Source organism: Mycobacteroides salmoniphilum (assembly GCF_004924335.1).
In the GTDB taxonomy this organism is placed as follows: domain Bacteria; phylum Actinomycetota; class Actinomycetes; order Mycobacteriales; family Mycobacteriaceae; genus Mycobacterium; species Mycobacterium salmoniphilum.
This window is the reverse complement of sequence record NZ_CP024633.1, coordinates 2,711,651-2,729,839: the sequence shown is the minus strand read 5'-3', so window position 1 is coordinate 2,729,839 and position 18,189 is coordinate 2,711,651. Positions and strand designations below refer to the sequence as shown.

Sequence of the window (18,189 nt, the reverse complement as noted above, 5' to 3'; positions counted from 1 at the left end):
CGTGCAAGTGGGGTACCTGAAAGCATGTCTGAACGGGGTGCGGCGCAATGACCAGCATCCCGCAATCCCCTGCACGCCGGCCGAGATCGCGGCGGACGCCGCGGCATGTCGGGATGCGGGGGCGGCGGCGGTTCACGTTCATGCCAAGGACGCCAACGGGTTCGACTCGCTGCTGGCGAGCGCGGTCGATCCCGTCGTTGTGGCCATCCGGGCGCAGTGCCCGGGTCTTCCCGTCGGCGTCACCACCGGCGCGTGGGCCCTGGCCGATCCGGGCGCGCGTTGTGCGGCCATCAACGGGTGGACCGAACTGCCGGACTTCGCCTCGGTGAATTGGCATGAGGACGGTGCGACCAAGGTCGCCGAGACGCTGTTGGCGCGTGGCATCGGTGTGGAGGCGGGGTTGTGGAACGAGGCGGCCGCCCTGTCGTGGTCGGGCTCACCGCTACGCAGGGAGTGTTTCCGTGTCTTGCTGGAGCTGCCGGGTGGGGTGGCCGGCACCGAGGTCGAAGAGCAGGCGGTGCGCATGCTGGCACAGGTTCGTGTGTCCGGCGCTCTCGATGTGCTGCTGCACGGTGAGGACTCATCGGCGTGGCCGATGCTCGACCTCGCGGCGACGCGGGGGCTCGCCACACGGATAGGGCTTGAGGACACGCTGCGTCTGCCGGATGGATCGCTGGCCGCAAGCAATGCCGAACTTGTCGCTGCTGGGCGTGTTCGGATGGGGGAGCGCTAGGCCGCCCGCCTTGCCAGCTGCTCCCGGTGCCATCTGCTTCGCGCCGAATGGTGTGCCGAGAATCCCTCGTTGGGGTGTGTCCCGAGCCTGCCATTGGGTCGGTCGAACTGACCGAATACCTCGAGATCTTCTGGGGGCAAACTGAAATCGAAGATCTGCAGATTCTCGGTCAATCGGCTGGGCGAGCAGGTCTTGGGAATCACCACATGACCTAGTTCGATATGCCAACGCAGGATCAGCTGTGCTGGTGTCTTGTTGTGCTTGGCGGCCAGCGCGGCCAGTGGGGAATCTCCGGTGGTACCGATTCCCTGGGCGAGGGGACTCCATGCCTCCGTGACGATTTCGCGGTCGGTGTTGAACTGCCGCAACTCTCGCTGCTGGAAGTACGGGTGCAGCTCCACCTGGTTGATCACCGGCAGCACGCCGGTTGCGTCGACAATGGCCTGTACGTGCTCGGGCTCGAAGTTGGAGACCCCGATGGCGCGAATGTTGCCGGAGAGATAGAGCTCCACGATCTGCTGCCACGCGGTCACGTACTGACCGTGATCCGGTGCGGGCCAATGGATCAGGAACAAATCCACATAGTCGGTGCCGAGCGCTTCAAGGCTCCGCGCGAAAGCGCCAGCGGCATCACAGAAATCGTCCACCCACAGCTTTGTGGTGATGAAAACTTCGTCCCGGGGTACGCCCGAGCGGGAGATGCCGAGACCGACGCCGCGTTCATTGCCATATCTGGTGGCGGTGTCAATATGCCGGTATCCGGCGTCAAGTGCTTGCCGGACAATGGTTTCCGCCTCAGAATCGGGGATGGCGGCGACGCCGAGGCCAAGCTGGGGGATGTCCACACCATTGTAGAAACGAACTTTCGGGACAGTGCATAATGGCACGAGGGACTCCAATCACTCTGCGGCTGAAGGAGCAGTGGAATTGATTGATACCCGGGAGCGACACGTCCTTGTGACAGTTGAGACGGTACAACTGTCAGTTGAACTCGGCATCTATGACGCCGGTCACAGAATTGCTGTGAACTTGCTGAAATCGCTGAACAGCAAGGGTTTTCGGCACACGGATGGCTTTCGGGTTTACAAGATCCTTACGTCGCGAACACCGAGACAGGCCCGGTGACGATGACGGAAGCGAGCGCTGAGGGGTGTTTATGCGGTGGCGTTAGCTTTGACCAGGCGTGCCACGGATTGGGCCTTGTCGCTTGTGGTGTCGCTGTGTCCATGCACTGAAACGTCGATGATGTACTGCGATGTCTGGACGGCGGCTCGTTGCGTTTGGCGTGGTGCCAGATGCTGAGGTCCGGTCGACTCGGCGATGATCGCATGCATGAAGTCTGATGAAACAGGATCCTCTGCAACACTTTTGACTTCCAGGTTGGTTACTGCACCGGTCCCGGGACCTTTTGTGGTGAATGGCTTGTCTTGGCAGCGCCGCCAGCTCGCCTCCAGCGTGGTGAACCAGGTTCTGGCACTGCTGGGAGACTCGAGTTCGACGATCTGGATCTCTACCGCGGTTCCTGTACCAGTGCCCCTGATTTTCCAGCGTGTCGACCATTGCTGCTGTATCGCCTGACGTACCGGAGCTTGGCCGAGTGTGGTGCCCCAACTGGGTAAGGCGACGCCGAGGCACTCGGCAGAACTCGTATGGGTGTCCGCGTTATGGGCATTGGCTGCTGCGAGATCGAGTCTGTCAATGCGCGTATCGGAATGGAGCCGAAGCGCAAGAAGCGAAGACATCTGGGCATCATCGGGCAGTATTTCGGCGGCTGAGCCGACGTGTCCTTGACCTACGTTCGCGGCGCCGGGAACCACGCACCCAGTCAACAAACCGCCTGCGATGAACAGGCTACTCAACTTCACTCGAACGGCTTGCACCAGCAATTTCTAGTGGGGAAATATCAGATCGTCAAGCCGCAAGAATCGCGAGATTCTTAGTGGTTCAGCTACCGATAGGACGAAAGAGTGAATGACTTCTTCACTCAGGTGCAATGAGAAATGAACACATGACGGCGAACTGTTCGCAGGAGCATGTGTAGGTCAACTGACCGACGAGGCGAGCACTCTGGCGGTTAATGGCATCTGAACTATCGGTTGACGGCTCGGGCATCGTGGCTCACTCTTACGTGATGTCTGGGATGGGTGAGCAGGCATTAGTGGCGGCGGTCCAGCAGCGGCTGATGGTCAGGTAGTCATGGTTGTCGCCTGAGCACGTCTCGGCTGTCGTGCAGGGTGCGTACGCACAGTTCGCTGACTGCCGGGTGCGTGAGTTTGTGCCGTTGTTGGTCGAGCGACGTGCCCGCCGGGCGTTGGTGGAGGCCGGTTCGTCTAGTGCCGTGACGGCAGAGGGGACCACCGCGTGTCCCGCGTAGCGGGGTACCGGTGGTGTAGGCCGTCGATGAGGCGGTGGGCTTCGTAGAGGTCTTTGCGCATGGCTGACGCTCGGCGGTGGTGATGTCGGTGGGTTGTGCTGTGGCGCGGGGTATGTCGGATGAGGTGTTCGGCTTGGGCCATCGTGGTCGATACCTCGTTGACATGCTCGTAGAGCGATGCCAGGAGTGTTCGGGCTTGTGCCACGGAAGCATCCTCAGTCACGTGCGTATCCTTGCATCTGGTGTCGGCTGTGTACAGATATCTGTCAGGTCCGGCGATAGTGCTTCAACTGTTTGTTGAACCGCCAGCGTGGCTGGGAATGGGATGGCCCTGGCAATGCCGGACTCACCACCGCTGGGCGTGTGCGGTTGTGCCGCAAAACTGGGCGTGCCGGATGCGTAAGAGGACTCTGTACCTCACAGTGGTGAAAACGCCATGACAGCCGGAGGTGGGTCCATTTCCACGAAACTAAGAGTGGCGGGCCTGCAGTCGGCCGGGAACCCCGCGAATCCGGATGCCAACCTTGCTGAGCTTGAGCAGGTCGCGAGAAGACTTGCAGGGCAGGCAGATCTGCTCATCACGCCGGAGCTGTTCATCACCGGTTACGACATCGGGGACCGTTTACCCGAGCTCGTGAGCGCCGATCACCTTGATGTCGTTTGCTCGATCGCTGAACGGAACAAGATTGCGATCATCGTGGGGCTGGCGGAGAGCGGCGCTACGGGGGCGCTGTACAACAACGTTGTCTTTGTCGATGAGCGTGGCGCGGTGTGTGGCCGACACCGGAAGACTCACCTGTTCGGCGAGATCGATCGTGCCTATTTCACGCCGGGGAGCCAACCCGCGACCGTGGTGCAGTATCGCGGAGTCAACGTCGCCATGATGATTTGTTACGACGTGGAGTTTCCCGAGAATGTCCGGATGAGTGCCCTTGCTGGTGCGCATCTGCTTGCGGTGCCGACGGCACAGATGACGCCTTTCGAGTTCGTCGCCGATGTCGTAATCCGGACACGAGCCTGGGAGAACCAGATCTATGTGGCGTACATCAATCACGACGGTGTCGAGAACGCGACAACCTATGTCGGTCGGAGCAGCATCGTCGGTCCCGACGGGGGTGTTCTCGACCGCATCGAATCGGGGACCGGGACGATCATCGCCGAGATCGATACCGAAGTGGTGCGTGCAGCGCAACAGGCCAATCCGTATCTGGCCGATTTACGCCCCGAATTGAATTCCCCTCTGGTGGCACCGCCGACTCGGTGACGTCAATGATCTGGTTGATGGCCATAAGGATGATTCTTTCCTTGTCGGGAAGTTCACCCTGGCGCTAAGCACCCATAGCAGCGTCACGCAAGCCCCGATTTCCCGGGAAGAAAACCGCAGCCTAGCTGCGGTAATACTGGTGCGCGATACTGGGATTGAACCAGTGACCTCTTCCGTGTCAGGGAAGCGCTCTCCCGCTGAGCTAATCGCGCGGGGTCTTTATGGAGGTGGAGACGGGAATCGAACCCGTGTGCACGGCTTTGCAGGCCGTTGCCTCACCACTCGGCCACTCCACCGCTAGGGATGACTGTCCACCCTCCGAGCGGATGACGGGATTCGAACCCGCGACCCCAACCTTGGCAAGGTTGTGCGCTACCAACTGCGCTACATCCGCGCGCAACGGATGAGATCGTCACCCGGTGCGAAGTGAAACAGTAGTCGAACGAGAGGTTTAATCACAAATCCCTTGCGTGCGCGGCCCGTAGGCGGCCGGGCTGGGGTGTTTCCGGCCCCTCGTGCTAGCCTTTCACCTCGATTGATCAGCCATCAACGATCAGTACGCGGTCTCGTAGCTCAGCGGAAGAGCACTCGCCTCACACGCGAGGGGTCGCTGGTTCGAACCCAGCCGGGACCACCAGAAAGTTGCAGGTAGAAGGGTCTTTTTGCTTTGCTACACGTCGCGCTAATTAAGAGTCTGATAAGAGCGTGACCCACTTATGACCCAACCCGGGTTATCGATTTAACCTGTTCACCACCCCTTAGCGCTCAAAAACGCGGCGCGACAGATAGCGCGGAACCTGAACTCGCGAGAACTCGGCGGTGGCCAACCCGGCGGCGCAGGCATGCGAGAACGCCAATCCAGAACCCGCATATCGCCCTCAGTCCGCTGATGATCATCTGGCCTCACCTTCGGCGACTGGAGTACGCCAAAGGTGTTGAGCGTCAGCGGCGCGGGAGGCTAGGGGCCGTCGAGGCTGTGCCTCCCGGAGCGGTGACGTCCGTCGGGGGCGTCGACGGTTCGACCGAGCGCTCTGAGCGGCGATGTGTACAGGGTTTTGCTGCGAAGGGCTCGGCGGCTACTTGACCCCAGATATTGGAACCTCCTTCACCGACGTTCGTCGATGTATTTTTTAGACAGCTGGGCACGCTTTATGACCGTTGGCGGACGTCAGCGAATACCCCCTCGAGTAAAAGCGGGTTGCCATCCACCGATGCAAATTTGCCCAATGTTGGCGCATCAACTAAATATGTTGGATAACAGTAGATTTCGGACACTTTAGGACTTGACTCAGGGTGTCGGCATGTCAACGGTTGCGGCGACGATCGGCCGAATCGACGGCCAGTTCTTCATCAGCGCCCGAAGATGGGGGCGGTCCCGGCGTAAAACCCTTCTCCCCGCGGTTGATGCCAGTCAGGACGCTGCGCGGGCCACGGTCGACAAGCTGGGTGCGGGGGGACTAGTGAATGAAAGGAATGCAACGCAATGAGCAATGAACAAGTGACGACGTGGCAGAGCTATGAGGAAGTGGCACGCTTTCTCTTCCAGAAGTTGAGCGATCTGCTTGGTCTCGGATTGAAACGTGTGGCCGATAAACAGACACTCGTCGGGGACGCGACCGACTGGGAGATCGACGGCAAGGGTGTCCCAACAGACGGTGGTGGGGTCATCGTCATCGAATGTCGGCGGCTGACCACCTCCAAGGTGAAGCAGAACGCAGTGGCGGCGCTCGCGTATTCGATCCGCGACTTGGGCGCATCCGGCGGAATCATCGTGACTCCCATCGGCGTACAGAATGGTGGCCAGCGCATAGCCGAACGCGAAGGAATCAAAGTGGTGCGCCTCGCCGCGGACTCGACCACCGAGAGCTATCTGTTGAAATTCCTTGGCAGCGTGGGCGTCGGCCCGGGTGCGGCGCCGTTGACGCTCACCGGCCACGTCCCCACTGTCACGGTCGTACCCGTCGAATCAGACCCGAATCAATGAACCGGACGAAGCTGATTCGGATGCGGGTTGTCATTTGCGTGGCCACTCATACCCGTACCGGGTGTCGAAAAGACGGCTGCCGGCCTCGCGGAACTGTCTCCTAACTGTGCAATTCTCTATTGGGCTGACAGGATTTGAACCTGCGACCACTTGACTCCCAGCCAAGTGTGCACCGGACGGCAGTGTCAGCTGAGCGACAGACTCAGTGGTGCGCGCGGACCAATCGCATACCGGTGCCGACGTACCGCTCCTTGCAGATTGAAAAGCAATCGTGTGGCCGGCGTGCGCGTAGTAGACTTCTTAATGCAGACCTCCCCACACCCGTGGATCAGGAGGTCTCCCTGTTTTTCGGGGATCAATAAAACCGGTTGTTGTCTGCAACGTGTTCTCCTATTACAGCTTTCGCTGCCTTGTTTCTAAACCTGCGAGTCTCTCGGTGTAGAAGCGGTGGCCTGCCAAGATAGGCGGTTAGGCGACCGAGCCCGGTTCAGACGAGGGGATCAACTGGGTGACGCTGTCGAGGAACTTCGCTGCCTCGGCCAGTGCGGCAGGGTTCGAGTGTGTATACGTCCGCAAGGTGAATCCAGGGTCTGCGTGGCCCAACCAGGCGGCGACCACCACAGCTGGGACGCCGTTCAAATGCATTAGCGTGGCACATGAATGACGGGCGTCATGGAGACGGATGTGAGGGAGACCGGCGTCTCTGAGGGTCTTCTTCCACGTACTCGTCAATGTGCCCGGGTTTGGAGGTTGTCCATCCCTACCGAGGACAACCATGTTTGAGTTCGGCCACTGACTGCCGAGCCGCTCACGCAGCTGAGCCTGCCGGTCTTGCACGCGAAGCAAGGCCCAGGCGAGGTCGGCCGGCATCGGTAAGACGCGAATGCTGTTGACCGTCTTGGTCGGTCCGACGCGGGAGCCGCCCGGTGTGGGAATGCGCGCCTGAGAGATAAGTAGCGCGTTCTTTCGGAAATCGACGCAATCCCACGTCAATGCGAGGATTTCGCCACGGCGTAGTCCCAACAACGCCAGCCGCCATGCTATGCCGAAGGGATGATTCTCCGTGGCGCGCAATAAGACCGGAATCTGTTCAGCCTCAAGTGTCTTGAACATCGGTTTCACCGGATGCAGAGCCTTAACCAACGAGGCAGGGTTGCGCGTCAACAGGCCCTGAGCAACGAGGTCGGCGATAATTGCACGCATCCGGGCGAGCATTGGGTTGATAGTGTTCGCGGTCCAAACCGACCGCACTGTTTTGCCTTTCAGCTTTTGGGGTGCGTGCCAGGTGCCCGACACCGATGTGCCCGTGCGCAACGATTGCACGACGCACTCGATATCGGTTTTGGTGATCGAGCCAATAGGCCTGTCGCCGAGGGCATCTACGATTGGTCGAAGGGCACTGACATATGCTGCCATCGTTGTCTCCCGGAGCCTTTGTCCTGACAACCAGTCCTCGACTGCCTGCTGCACCGTTAGCGGTGGGGCAGAAGACTTCTGATGGCCGCGGCGGAGCTCAGACATGACAGTGGTGTGCCACTCGACAGCGGCGGCGAGGGTTTTGAATCTGCGCTTTTGCTGGTAGCTGGTGCCGTCCGGGCGCGTGCAGTGCGTCCGGACCTCATATCTCATACCCGCCGTCGTTCTGACGGGAACGGCCCATCGTGGTGGTCTTGGCATACATTTCAGCGTGGCACTTAGTGGCGGGCGCGGCAGGAGTTTCTCAACCTCTAAGCGCAGACTTTGTGGGACTTGAGTCCAAGAGGTTATTAACGTGCGGGAGCATCAGGCGAACTCCATACCTAATGTGGCCGCAGATCATTGATACCTATGCTGTGGCCCACCGGTCTATGGATCAGAACCTCACCGTGTCTGGGAGGTTACCCACCCACCCACCCACCGACATCCCCGAAATACTTGTCATCGGTACTGCCGTTTGACTGCCTGCACCTCGTCGTCGGTGAGGATCCCCGTAAACGGCGTGCACGAGCGCAACGTGATCCCGAGATCGGACGGATCGAGCATCGCGTCGATGAGCGATGGGATGTCCTGCTTGAGTAAGCGGTCCCATTCGCGGATGTACTTCTCGCTGTGGACATTCCCGACTCCGAGGTCGTGTTTAGCGTTGCGCCGGGCGATCTCCAGTACACGCTCTGGATCTCTCAGCAGCTTGGAGACCACCAGCGCGTGCAGAGCCAGAGACTGCTGGTGTCCGTCAAAGCGTTCAGACGTCATGAGCGCTGGCGGTTACGGCGCATCGACATGTGTGGGATCTTTTCGGCGTTCATCGTCATGTCGCTCATCATCCGCCAAGCGGGTGCCGGGTGAGGTTGCTGTGTCGCTTAGGGATCGCCAGGGCGATAGTTTCCGTGTGTTCGGACAGGGCAGCATCAGGTGACGGCACTGCGGCCGTTCCGCGGGGGCTGTGAGCTCAAAACGGTTCAAGGTGCTCACGGACAACCCTGAGGTCACGTGCGCGGTCATGTGCAATCCGCTTCGACCTCACGGTGAAGGCGGACTTCTCGATCACCACGAGCCGTAATCCGTGCTCCGGGATCAGGGTGCGCTTGCGCTCGTCGTACAGGCGGCGCTGCTCGCCGCGGCCGACCCCAGACACCGTATCCCGACGGTCGAAGAAAGCAGACGGCTGCGAGTGTTGCTCCTCCTGGAACTCGACGGCGAGCTTCAGATCCGGCCAGTAGCCGTCTACGGGCAGCGTCGACCCACGGGGCGCGTTGGTGACGGGTCTCCGCGCAGCCAGTCGAACCTCGCCTGACGGTGCCCGACAACGCCGAGGATCTCTTCGCACAGGTTGAGGACGTAGTGCTCGTCGGAGTCGGCGCGGCTCATCTGATCTCGAACCCCCATGCGATCGCCTCGGCGAGACTCGGTGAGTAGAACGCGCGGTCGGCCGTCTTCTTGAACCGCAACGAGCCGGGGTGCTCCGGGAACAGCAGGTGTGTCGTGTCTTGCTTCACGGTCCGCGGCTTGACGAACGGCCACGCTAGATGGCACCCGTCGGGGTAGCGCTCGGAGAGCACCTTTTCCGCGTCTTCGCCTAGCCCGATGATCAGCAGCGGCGACACGACGTACAACTCCTCGTGGAGGAAGTGCCGGCAGTTCTCGATCTCGTACCGATGTGATTTCCGGTCATCCTTGGGATGGCAGTGCACCGCGTTCGTGATGAACAGTTGGCGTTTCTCCCGGCCGGCGAGTTCCAACGCCCGGTCGATGTAGCTCCCGCTGCCGCCGGTGAACGGGATCCCCGACTCCATGCACTTGCGGCAGAGGCTCTGCCCGACGATGGCGACGGGGGCGTGTGCCGATCCGTACCCCGGCGCCGAAGCGGTCACCCCGGGCTCGTTCATGCCCGGGCACTGCCGGCAAGTGCTGACCAGCTCGGCGATGCGCTTGAGCTGTCGCCGCTTCGGATCCGTCGCCACATCGCGATCGTCTCATCCATGCCCGACGCGACGGCGACGAATCTGGGAAGGTTCCCGCCCATCTCGGTGCTCTGTGCGACGCTGTGGTCTTGATGCACACCGCTGAGCAGTTGGCCGCCCTCGTGGCTGCCTGCCAGCAGTTCCGCGGCGCTGAGACGCCGAAGGGTTACCGCGACGGTCTGGCCCTCTGTGTAATCGACTCCGTACAGTCGACCGGCGTCACCTACTCCAGCGTGGTGAAGGTGCTCGACCGCTACCGGGCCCACCGCCGCGGGCAGGATGGTGACCCGGCTGCAGACGGCACTTCGGAGCTGTTGGCCACCTTCGATGAGTGCGACGGTACCGACGGCTGGGCGGCGCGGATCGGCACCCGTAACCGGACGTCCACACGCGGCGGGGTCTTGAAGGCGGAGGCGATCCGCGACGCGGCCCGCGTTCTCGCCGCCGAGGGGATCGGCACCACCGCTGACTTTCGCGCAGCTGCCGCAGAAGAGGCCCGACTGGAACAGGCGCGGAAGGCGTGGTGCGCGGTGAAGGGTCAGCGCTCCGGGATCACCTGGCGGTATGTGCTGATGCTCGTGGGGGTCCCCGGGGTGAAGCCCGATCGGATGATCTGCCGCTTCGTGGCGGGTGCGCTGGACGTGCCGCGCCGCAGCGTCGGCGCGGCGTTCGTCGCGGAGATCGTGACCGCCGCGGCGCCGGAACTCGAGATGTCAGCGACGGCCCTCGATCACGCGATCTGGCGGTTCGAGCGGGGACGGCGGTGACTGTCGGGTATTCGGCTGACTCCTGCCAGCTCACCCTCGTACGATCCCTTCCCATGGGTTATCTCCTCCCGGCCGGCGGCCTACCGCTCATGCCGTAGCCCCATCCCACGGCGATCTGCGGACTCGGAGGGGCTGCCCGTCTGAGGAGACCGCCGTGTCCCGTACCGATGCCCACACCCCCTACCGAGTCCGCGTCGCCCGCCGTGAAGTCGCCGTGCACGCCGTTCACCGCTGCGCTGGCCGCGTGTGCGACTTGCCCGACCTCGACCCCCCGCGTGGTCGATCGGCCGTATCGGCTGCCGCTACTGGGAGTTCGCATTCACCGGCACCAACGTGTGCTGCTGCTGGATGTGCCACTGGCACTCGCGTCCGGAGCTGCGCCGCGCGGCGGTGCGCACCGAGTTGCGTGGGGTTGCTCGGGAGTGGAACGGGGGCGAGCGAACGGTGTCCGAAGGTTGAGCGTTCGCCGACCGCGGGAGTGTCAGGGCCGATAGCCTGCGCGGATGCCGGAAACAGACACGCCCCATCCAAGTCGCTCGCGACGCGACCTCGTCAAGGAGCTGTCACTCGGGATGGTCACTTTTGGGGCGGACGCCAGGAACCTCACCGCCGAGGGCAATCTCACGGTCACTCAGACACGCCGACTCCTCCCCGCTGGCTTGGTGGCGGCGATCGGCGGCGAACTCCTCGCGAGCACCGCGTATCTTGCCATGGGCCGTTGGGCCTACGCCAGTGCCGCCCTGGTCCGACAACTCGTCGAAGTCGAGTACCTGGCCTGGGCGGTGACCAACGACCCGGACGATGCCTGGGAATGGCTCAAGTCGGATCGGCAGACGCGGCTACAACGTTGGCAGCCGGGCAAGATCCGCCAGCGTGCGGACCATCGCTTTCCGAACACCGACTACCACAATCACTGTGAGGCCGGCGGCCACCCCGTCCCCGAACCCGCGATGCGCATTCTCGACAACCGTGACCGGTGGGTCGAGCTCGCCCTGTACGAGGCCGCCGTACACGGGGCCGCAACATGGCACTACCTGATCCACGCCGTCGGTGATGCGCCGATCGCAACGGTCGACAGCCACCACCAGCTGATAGACCGTGCATACGACGTCTGGCGGAGAACCGAGACCATCGCCCGCGGGCTCCGAGGAGTAACCGAGGACAGCAATGATCACTGACGACCTGAGATCGCCTCTCTGTCGTCGCCCGGCCCGTTCGAGATGATGCGCCGGACCGGGGCGACGCTCGATCTGCCCAGCTAGCCGGGGGCAGTGGTGTCGCACCTGGCCGACGGCTTCGGCAGCACCACGTTGCCCCACCACCCGAGTCGGATCACGCACTTCGGGCAGCTGGCCTGGTGGCGACCCGATAGTGTCGACCAGTCGAGTAGGGACTGTCTTCGAGCACGCCCCCAGACCACGGATCAGAAGGGGTGGAACTTGGCTGAGAGCACGACAGAGAATCTGTTCCGGGAGTTCTACGGGGCGTCGACGTTCGTCGAGAAGCGGGACATCCCGAAGAAGTTCGGCTTCCAGTCGAAGCGGGCCGGGTCCACTGGCGACGGCTTCCCCGACTTTTTCAAGGACATGGGCGAGTGGCTGATCGTCGTCGAGGCGAAGTCGGGGGAGCCGGGACTGAAGTCCGATCACGCCGCCGCGGAAGCTGATGTGCGCAGCTACATGACCACCAATGCCGTGCCGCACTCGGACATCGTCGGCATCGCGCTGTCCGGGCAGACACAGGAGTCACTTCGAGTCACCCATTTCCTCCGTAAGGGCGACAGCGAGGAGATCGAAGAACTCGACGACGTGAGGTCGCTGGTCAGCCTAGCCACGCTGACGAAGCACTACCAAGCGGCGGCACACGGTGACCCCTTCTCAGATGCTGAGCTGCGCCGCTTTCTTATCCGACTCAACGAGCGGTTCCACAAGGACTCCCGCGTGCGGGACACCGAGCGCTCGTTGTTCTTCTCTGCGCTCATGATCGCGTTGGACGATCCGCAATTCCGGGCCGTCTACAAGTCGCAGGTGATTCCCGAAGACACCCGTCTCGTCGAAGCGCGATACCTCAATGATCAGATCGTCGACGCGGTTAAGCGGCAACTGGACAAGAAGATCAACTCCGAGTCGAAGATGATCGACTGGAAGGACCGTTTCGCGTTCGTCAAGACCATCGACATTCCCTTGGGGGAATACAAGGACATCATCGACGACATCGACAATCGAGTGCACCAGCCCTCGAAGAGCTCGGTGAAGCGAGACATCCTGGGGCGGGCCTACAAGATTTTCCTGTCGCGCGCCGGAAAGATGGACAACAAGAACATCATCCTGACACCGGACCACATCAAGACCTTCATGGTGGAGTTGGCTCGACTTGAGCGCGATGACGTGGTGCTAGACACCTGCATGGGGTCCGGCGGATTCCTGATGGACGCTATGGAGCAGCTCGTCGACAAGGCGCATGGTGATGAGGAACGCATCGATCGTATCCACGACCACCAGCTGATCGGGCTCGAACTCGACGCCATCCTGTTCGCCCTTGCGTGCTCGAACATGTTCCTGCATGGCGACGGCCGGTCGAACCTGCTGTACAGAGACTCTCTCGTGACGCATGGGAAGTCGTTCGCTGTGGCCAAGAGCGACGAGAAGCTCCGCAAGTACGTGAAGAGCCTGAAGCCGACGAAGTGCGTTATCAACCCGCCGTACGAGAACGACAACCCGATCAACTTCACGATGTCCGCCATCGAGTACTTGGAGGACGGCGGTCGGCTGGTGATCATCATGCCGAACAACACCCTTGCGAAGAGCCCAAACCAGAAGGCAGCGCTCGCGATCCTCGAGCGGGCCAAGCTCGACTTCGTGATCGACATGCCTCAGCAACTCTTTTTTGAACAGAAGCGAGGCGTCAAGACGTCGATCTTCGGCTTCACGAAGACGGCGAATGGGCATGATCGCGATGCGCTGGTGACTTTCTTGGACATGGAGGACGATGGCCACCAGGTCCAGGTCGCGCATGGCCGTCGGGACACCGGGCGTTGGGGTGCGCTTTCCGCGAATGCGCTCAGGGCCGTCCGAGACGGAGCGGAGGACGCCGAGGCGAGGTCCTGGCGTTCGCCGATCTTCGATGCCGACGGTGGCCTGGTCGCGCGTGGCGTGAGGCCTAATCCTTGGCCGCAGACGGAATCGCATGACCTTGATGAAGCGCTCTCCAACTGGCAAGAGGCTCGCGCTGAGCGTGAAGCTGCGCAGGAGCGGATGATGCAGATCCTGTCCGAGGCCGGGATCGGTGGCTTTGATGCCTGATTGGCCGACCACGACGATTGGTGAGCACGCCGAGCGTAGGGTCGAGCCGGTCAAGCTCGACCCTGACGTCGAGTACTCGTCGCTCGGAATCCGATACGGAACCGGTGTCTACATCCGCAGCGTGAAGACAGGGCGTCAGCTTCGGACGAAGATGTATCGCGCGCGGGCGGGTGACTTCATCTACTGCATCCTCGACTCCCAGCGTGGTCCGTTCGACGTCCTGCCGGAAGACCTGGATGGCGCGATCGTCACGAACAAGTTCCCGACATACGAAGTCGGTCCTGGCCTCGTGCCTGAGTTCCTCAAGCTGACCTTCCAACGTCGAGCGACTCTCGAAGCCATCGACTCCGCAAGGCAAGGAGCCGAAGGCCGATCGGAGTGGAAGCCCGACCGGTTCGAAGCCCACCGGATCCCGTTTCCTCCCAGACCTGTCCAAGAACGCATCGTTGAGATCATTGAGTCAGTGGACGCGGTGCGCAGTGCGCTTGAGGTAGAGGCCGCGGCGGTCCAGGCGGCTCGGACCGCCATCCTCGCCGAGCTACTCAGGCGGCGAGACGAGTCTTGGACCGACAGTGCCGTAGGCGACCTCGGCCCGCTCACGCGCGGAAAGAGATTTGTCAAGTCCGACTATGTCGACAGTGGCATCGGGTGTATTCACTACTCGCAGATCCACACGGACTTCGGTGCGGTCACTTCGGAAGTGCACTCGAGACTTCCCGAAGCGATGCGCTCGAAGCTGCGCTTCGCGAAGCCGGGTGATCTTGTGATCGCAGGAACCAGCGAGAACGTCGAGGGTGTGCTCAAAGCAGTTGCCTGGCTCGGTGAGGATTCTGTGGCGGTACACGATGACGCCTACATCCTCAGTCATCCACTGGAGCCCAGATTTGCGTCGTACCTGTTCGCGTCACCCGGATTCCGCGAGCAGGTGCAACATGTGTACACGGACACCAAGGTTGTCCGTGTGTCTCGCGACAACCTGGCGAGACTCGTCGTGCCGATACCTCCGGTCGCGACGCAGATCTCGATCGCAGACGCTCTCGAAGCCGTTGATAGGCAGCTTCGCGCGACGTCCGTCGAGGCAGAAAGAGTTCAAACGACGCGGGCGGCACTCCTCGATGCTCTGTTGACACGCAGGGTCGAAGTTGTGATCTGACGAGGCGGTCCAAATCAGAGGCGGCGCGTCGCCCCCACGATGGGCGAGGCCGCTCAAGAATCAGATCCATGGTGACCCGCAAGTCGATTGCAACGACACTTCGACGACTCCGGTACCGGCCCGGCCGCAAGGCGGACGTGCACATGTGGCACCTGGACAAACTCAGGACCTCCCGCGTCCAGGTCTTCCGCGGCGAGACGGGGCAGGGCCTCGCCCTGATCACCTTGCGCGAGGGTGATTTCGCAGCCAGTCACATCAACAACGCCGAGAGATACCAGCGGACCATCTGGAAGGAGTTCTTCCCGAAGGACTCTGCGCCTCCCAAGTTGATCGCCAACCTGCTGAACCCGCGCCTGTGGTTCAAGGATTGGCCGACAGTCGTCGAGATCGAGTTCGATGACGAGGGGCTACTCAGGCGCACTCCCCGGATCGACTCCGAGTTGCGGGCGCAGCTGGACCGGCTTGGAGCCGAGTGGGACGAGGGCACCGGGTACGTCTCGTACACCCCGCCGCCGCCCACCACTGCGGTGGTGCTCCGCCGGATCACGGTGAGCGAACTGCCGGAGAGTGACCTGTTCCGGGACATGGCCAGATACCTGGCCGTCGACTGGGTGGAGGCCACCGCTATCGCGCTTCGCGCCGGACAGCGGGAGAACATCCCCGCGGACTTGCCCGTCGCGATGAGCGAGGCCGTGCGCAGCTTGTTCGACGACCCGATGAGTCTGGACCGCGAGCCCGGGGAGGAGGTCAGCTGGGGGAATGGCCAGCACCGCGGCGAAGCGATGCGACGGCAGGGAGTGTTGGAGACGATCGTCGAGGAGCGACGACCCATCGACGCCGAACCGTTCCCGGATGAGCTGCAGCAGATCGATACCTTCTGACACCTGGCCGCGGTTACCCCAGCGTTCGGTACGCCTCGATCAGTGCCTGCATCTCGGTGTGCTGCGCCTTCTGGAACGTGCTCAGCTCCACCTTCTCGTTGAGCACAGCGGGGCGTGCCTGCAGGAGACACCAGGCGACCAACTGCAACGCCGGAACCTCCAGCTGAGGCTCGAGTAGTTCCACCCTGTGCTGGGCGACCCGGGCCTTGGTCATCAACGCGTCGAAAGCATCGGAGGCCGGCACCACCTCGTCGGCGAGCTTGCCCAAGTGCAACGCTGGCTGACCGGTCTCTCGCTGGTACTTCCCCGCGATCTTCTGCATGGAGAGCGCCTGGCGGGAGGCCTCCTCAACGCGAGCCAGCAGTTCACTTACCGCTGCGGCCAGCTGGTCACGGCGATGTTTCTCACGTTCCCGTCGGTCTGCGCGCCGGTTGCTCAGCATGACCCCGCCGAGCGCCCCGCTCGCAACGATCACCGAACCCAGTAGGGGAAGCCACTGCGAGAGCATCCCGGAAGCCTAGAACCGCGTCAGCATCAGTGCCTTGGTAGCAGGTTGCTCGCCGCCGTTGTCGCCCCAGGGCCGTAGATTCCCAAATGGTGATGGACGGCTGTTCCCCGGGATGCCAGTCACCTTGTTCATCAACGGAACTGATTGAGGCGAAATGGAACGCGATAGCAACGACGCGAACGGAACGCCCCGACCCGGCCGCACCGCCGATCAGCACATGTGGGAGGTGTACGGGGGGATCTACACGGCTCGCGCTCAAGCGTTCCGCGACGAGACCGGCCGCGCGCTCGCGCTCATCACCGTGCGGGAAGGCGATCACGTCATGAATCGCCGCAGCGAGGCGGGTGCGTTCAGGGATCGAGCGTGGAAGGACTTCTTCCCCCACGACGGGGAGCCCCCCACCCTCATCTTCAACGTGCGCAACCCGTCGCTGCGGTTCGAGGGCGCCACGAACATCGGGACGGTTGACTTCTACCCAGGCAGCGACGTCTGTTTCGGGATTCACGACACCGATCTCGCCGACGTGGAACTGCTGAATCGTCTTGGTGCCGAATGGGATGAGGGGTCGGGCTTCGTCCCGTACGTGCCGCCGACTCCCACACGCGTGCTGGTGCTCCGATGCATCCCGATAAGCGAGCTGCCCGCCAGCCGCATCTTCCGGGACATGACCCGCTATCTAGCCGGGGACTGGGGGCGGGCGTCCGCCATCGCGATCCAAGCCCAGCGGCGGGAGGGCATCCCCGAAGATCTGCCCGAAGATGTGGCCGACGCTGCGCACTGCCTGTTCTACGACCCGATGGGCCTGATCCGTGATCTCAACGGGACCGTGCGGTGGTTGAACGGACAGCACCGCGCTGAAGCGATGCGGCGGCAAGGGGTCGAAGAGACACTTGTCCAGGAGAAGCGCAGGATCGACGCGCCGCCGTACCCCGGCGAGATTCGAGAGATGATGACGCTATGACGCGGCAGTAGCCCGGTCCAGCGCAGGGACTCCCATCAAGACTGTTCCCGCCGGATGTAGTCTCGGCGGCGCAAGTCGTCGTAATTGAGATGTTCGATTCAGAACAGCGCAGCGTATATGGACCAGCTGATACTTGGACTGTAACGCGGTCAAGAGAGCGGTGGTTAGCTCAGCTCCATCGGCTCACGCCAGGACCATAACGCTGAACCATCCCTTCGAGCCACTGCCTCCCAACAGGATTGGCGGTGTGCACGTACACGCGCTCGGGCCAGCCGCCGTGCTCGGCGAGCCACCGCACCACGGGCCGTGTTGTGTCTTCGCCACCTAGGTCGTGGTCCAGACTGATTGCCTCGACGGGTTCGACCCCGCCGAGCAGGCTCAGTGCATCGTCCGACGTCTTCGCCCAGGCCCAGTCGTCGGGAGCCGGACGTTCGTCGTCTACCCACAGCTTCATAAGCTGATCTTGCCGAGAGGACGCGCCAATCGATACCGATTTTCACTGCCGCCGTCTGAAGATTCCTGGCTGCGATGCGAGTATCGCTGGGCAGCGGTGACGCTCATTAGCAGCAGAACGTGTCGACGCTTGAGTGTCGCTTCCCGCGCTCGCTGTAGTACTGCGGAAGAATCAGAGGCTAGGGCAGTCAGGGAGGGCTGTTACTGCGAATTGCTAACTACACGTTGGGGGTTTGAGATGTCTGACGAATTCGACGATTGGGTCATCGTCCAGTCCTCGGCATTAACACCGACGGCGTCGTTACACGCCGTGCAGCGTATGAGTCCGCAGGAACTTGAATCCTTGGACGGGCGTCCGCCGATCGCCCT

19 protein-coding genes and 4 tRNA genes are annotated in these 18,189 nt (G+C 62.1%); 11 read left to right on the top strand and 12 right to left on the bottom strand.

Annotation, left to right across the window (positions count from 1 at the left end):
- Window positions 1–7: 7 nt before the first annotated feature.
- Window positions 8–733 (top strand): 3-keto-5-aminohexanoate cleavage protein, encoded by a 726-nt coding sequence (locus DSM43276_RS13555; RefSeq protein WP_078330010.1) that lies wholly within the window; start codon window positions 8–10, stop codon window positions 731–733.
- On the opposite strand, the gene DSM43276_RS13550 is transcribed toward DSM43276_RS13555, so the two are convergent.
- Both DSM43276_RS13550 and DSM43276_RS13545 read right to left on the bottom strand, forming a co-directional pair.
- On the bottom strand, window positions 730–1,620 hold the full coding sequence (locus DSM43276_RS13550) for an aldo/keto reductase (RefSeq protein WP_078330009.1): 891 nt from the start codon (window positions 1,618–1,620) through the stop codon (window positions 730–732). The genes DSM43276_RS13555 and DSM43276_RS13550 overlap by 4 nt on opposite strands.
- A gap of 267 nt (window positions 1,621–1,887) precedes the next feature.
- The gene (locus tag DSM43276_RS13545; protein ID WP_136629080.1) at window positions 1,888–2,550 is read right to left on the bottom strand and encodes a sensor domain-containing protein; all 663 of its coding nucleotides are present in this window, start codon (window positions 2,548–2,550) and stop codon (window positions 1,888–1,890) included.
- A gap of 383 nt (window positions 2,551–2,933) precedes the next feature.
- On the opposite strand from DSM43276_RS13545, the gene DSM43276_RS24090 reads away from it, so the two are divergent.
- Window positions 2,934–3,107: a three-helix bundle dimerization domain-containing protein gene (locus tag DSM43276_RS24090; RefSeq protein ID WP_412458671.1), complete on the top strand. Its 174-nt coding sequence runs from the start codon at window positions 2,934–2,936 to the stop codon at window positions 3,105–3,107.
- A gap of 436 nt (window positions 3,108–3,543) precedes the next feature.
- The gene (locus DSM43276_RS13530) at window positions 3,544–4,371 is read left to right on the top strand and encodes a carbon-nitrogen hydrolase family protein (RefSeq protein ID WP_078330007.1); all 828 of its coding nucleotides are present in this window, start codon (window positions 3,544–3,546) and stop codon (window positions 4,369–4,371) included.
- A 137-nt stretch (window positions 4,372–4,508) separates the two neighbouring features.
- Here DSM43276_RS13530 and DSM43276_RS13525 read toward each other — a convergent pair.
- The 3 genes from DSM43276_RS13525 to DSM43276_RS13515 form a co-directional block, all read right to left on the bottom strand.
- A tRNA-Val gene (locus DSM43276_RS13525) sits at window positions 4,509–4,583 on the bottom strand.
- Between the two features lie 10 nt (window positions 4,584–4,593).
- Window positions 4,594–4,667: transfer RNA gene (locus DSM43276_RS13520), tRNA-Cys, on the bottom strand.
- A gap of 25 nt (window positions 4,668–4,692) precedes the next feature.
- A tRNA-Gly gene (locus tag DSM43276_RS13515) sits at window positions 4,693–4,765 on the bottom strand.
- Window positions 4,766–4,933: 168 nt separating this feature from the next.
- On the opposite strand from DSM43276_RS13515, the gene DSM43276_RS13510 reads away from it, so the two are divergent.
- Window positions 4,934–5,008: transfer RNA gene (locus tag DSM43276_RS13510), tRNA-Val, on the top strand.
- Window positions 5,009–5,854: 846 nt separating this feature from the next.
- Complete coding sequence (locus DSM43276_RS13505) at window positions 5,855–6,355, top strand: restriction endonuclease (RefSeq protein ID WP_078330006.1); 501 nt, start codon at window positions 5,855–5,857, stop codon at window positions 6,353–6,355.
- Between the two features lie 468 nt (window positions 6,356–6,823).
- Here the strand turns inward: DSM43276_RS13505 and DSM43276_RS13495 are convergent, their stop codons facing one another.
- The 5 genes from DSM43276_RS13495 to DSM43276_RS13480 form a co-directional block, all read right to left on the bottom strand.
- Window positions 6,824–7,771 (bottom strand): site-specific integrase, encoded by a 948-nt coding sequence (locus tag DSM43276_RS13495; protein ID WP_234803051.1) that lies wholly within the window; start codon window positions 7,769–7,771, stop codon window positions 6,824–6,826.
- A gap of 501 nt (window positions 7,772–8,272) precedes the next feature.
- Window positions 8,273–8,587 (bottom strand): hypothetical protein, encoded by a 315-nt coding sequence (locus DSM43276_RS13490; RefSeq protein ID WP_078277999.1) that lies wholly within the window; start codon window positions 8,585–8,587, stop codon window positions 8,273–8,275.
- A 196-nt stretch (window positions 8,588–8,783) separates the two neighbouring features.
- Window positions 8,784–8,969: a hypothetical protein gene (locus DSM43276_RS23860; RefSeq protein WP_232783692.1), complete on the bottom strand. Its 186-nt coding sequence runs from the start codon at window positions 8,967–8,969 to the stop codon at window positions 8,784–8,786.
- Window positions 8,970–9,058: 89 nt separating this feature from the next.
- Window positions 9,059–9,202, bottom strand: a complete 144-nt coding sequence (locus tag DSM43276_RS23855) for a hypothetical protein (protein WP_234803092.1) — start codon at window positions 9,200–9,202, stop codon at window positions 9,059–9,061.
- Entirely contained in the window at window positions 9,199–9,795 is a 597-nt protein-coding gene (locus DSM43276_RS13480) for a uracil-DNA glycosylase family protein (protein WP_078330962.1), read from the bottom strand. Before DSM43276_RS13480 ends, DSM43276_RS23855 begins: the two co-directional genes overlap by 4 nt.
- 92 nt (window positions 9,796–9,887) lie before the next feature.
- Here DSM43276_RS13480 and DSM43276_RS13475 point away from each other — a divergent pair, with 92 nt between their 5' ends.
- From DSM43276_RS13475 to DSM43276_RS13455, 5 genes are all read left to right on the top strand, one after another.
- Window positions 9,888–10,562: a hypothetical protein gene (locus DSM43276_RS13475; RefSeq protein ID WP_234803101.1), complete on the top strand. Its 675-nt coding sequence runs from the start codon at window positions 9,888–9,890 to the stop codon at window positions 10,560–10,562.
- Window positions 10,563–11,065: 503 nt separating this feature from the next.
- On the top strand, window positions 11,066–11,740 hold the full coding sequence (locus DSM43276_RS13470; RefSeq protein ID WP_136629079.1) for a hypothetical protein: 675 nt from the start codon (window positions 11,066–11,068) through the stop codon (window positions 11,738–11,740).
- Between the two features lie 261 nt (window positions 11,741–12,001).
- Entirely contained in the window at window positions 12,002–13,864 is a 1,863-nt protein-coding gene (locus DSM43276_RS13465; protein ID WP_136629077.1) for an HsdM family class I SAM-dependent methyltransferase, read from the top strand.
- On the top strand, window positions 13,857–15,017 hold the full coding sequence (locus DSM43276_RS13460) for a restriction endonuclease subunit S (protein WP_078330965.1): 1,161 nt from the start codon (window positions 13,857–13,859) through the stop codon (window positions 15,015–15,017). The genes DSM43276_RS13465 and DSM43276_RS13460 overlap by 8 nt, the downstream gene beginning before the upstream one ends.
- Before the next feature lie 68 nt (window positions 15,018–15,085).
- The gene (locus DSM43276_RS13455; RefSeq protein WP_234803093.1) at window positions 15,086–15,898 is read left to right on the top strand and encodes a hypothetical protein; all 813 of its coding nucleotides are present in this window, start codon (window positions 15,086–15,088) and stop codon (window positions 15,896–15,898) included.
- A 13-nt stretch (window positions 15,899–15,911) separates the two neighbouring features.
- Here DSM43276_RS13455 and DSM43276_RS13450 read toward each other — a convergent pair whose 3' ends face one another.
- The gene (locus DSM43276_RS13450; RefSeq protein ID WP_078330966.1) at window positions 15,912–16,406 is read right to left on the bottom strand and encodes a hypothetical protein; all 495 of its coding nucleotides are present in this window, start codon (window positions 16,404–16,406) and stop codon (window positions 15,912–15,914) included.
- Between the two features lie 154 nt (window positions 16,407–16,560).
- Here DSM43276_RS13450 and DSM43276_RS13445 point away from each other — a divergent pair, with 154 nt between their 5' ends.
- Window positions 16,561–17,367, top strand: a complete 807-nt coding sequence (locus DSM43276_RS13445) for a hypothetical protein (RefSeq protein ID WP_078330967.1) — start codon at window positions 16,561–16,563, stop codon at window positions 17,365–17,367.
- Window positions 17,368–17,536: 169 nt separating this feature from the next.
- Here the strand turns inward: DSM43276_RS13445 and DSM43276_RS13440 are convergent, their stop codons facing one another.
- Window positions 17,537–17,821, bottom strand: a complete 285-nt coding sequence (locus DSM43276_RS13440; RefSeq protein ID WP_078330968.1) for a cyclic-phosphate processing receiver domain-containing protein — start codon at window positions 17,819–17,821, stop codon at window positions 17,537–17,539.
- Between the last annotated feature and the right edge of the window lie 368 nt (window positions 17,822–18,189).

What these genes read in the sequence shown, in the direction of transcription:
- DSM43276_RS13530 (WP_078330007.1), top strand. Translation starts at nt 3,544, where the DNA reads ATGACAGCCGGAGGTGGGTCCATTTCCACGAAACTAAGAGTGGCGGGC.
- DSM43276_RS13505 (WP_078330006.1), top strand. Translation starts at nt 5,855, where the DNA reads ATGAGCAATGAACAAGTGACGACGTGGCAGAGCTATGAGGAAGTGGCA.
- DSM43276_RS13495 (WP_234803051.1), bottom strand. Translation starts at nt 7,771, where the DNA reads ATGGCAGCATATGTCAGTGCCCTTCGACCAATCGTAGATGCCCTCGGC.
- DSM43276_RS13490 (WP_078277999.1), bottom strand. Translation starts at nt 8,587, where the DNA reads ATGACGTCTGAACGCTTTGACGGACACCAGCAGTCTCTGGCTCTGCAC.
- DSM43276_RS23855 (WP_234803092.1), bottom strand. Translation starts at nt 9,202, where the DNA reads ATGAGCCGCGCCGACTCCGACGAGCACTACGTCCTCAACCTGTGCGAA.
- DSM43276_RS13475 (WP_234803101.1), top strand. Translation starts at nt 9,888, where the DNA reads ATGCACACCGCTGAGCAGTTGGCCGCCCTCGTGGCTGCCTGCCAGCAG.
- DSM43276_RS13470 (WP_136629079.1), top strand. Translation starts at nt 11,066, where the DNA reads ATGCCGGAAACAGACACGCCCCATCCAAGTCGCTCGCGACGCGACCTC.
- DSM43276_RS13460 (WP_078330965.1), top strand. Translation starts at nt 13,857, where the DNA reads ATGCCTGATTGGCCGACCACGACGATTGGTGAGCACGCCGAGCGTAGG.
- DSM43276_RS13455 (WP_234803093.1), top strand. Translation starts at nt 15,086, where the DNA reads ATGGTGACCCGCAAGTCGATTGCAACGACACTTCGACGACTCCGGTAC.
- DSM43276_RS13450 (WP_078330966.1), bottom strand. Translation starts at nt 16,406, where the DNA reads ATGCTCTCGCAGTGGCTTCCCCTACTGGGTTCGGTGATCGTTGCGAGC.
- DSM43276_RS13445 (WP_078330967.1), top strand. Translation starts at nt 16,561, where the DNA reads ATGGAACGCGATAGCAACGACGCGAACGGAACGCCCCGACCCGGCCGC.
- DSM43276_RS13440 (WP_078330968.1), bottom strand. Translation starts at nt 17,821, where the DNA reads ATGAAGCTGTGGGTAGACGACGAACGTCCGGCTCCCGACGACTGGGCC.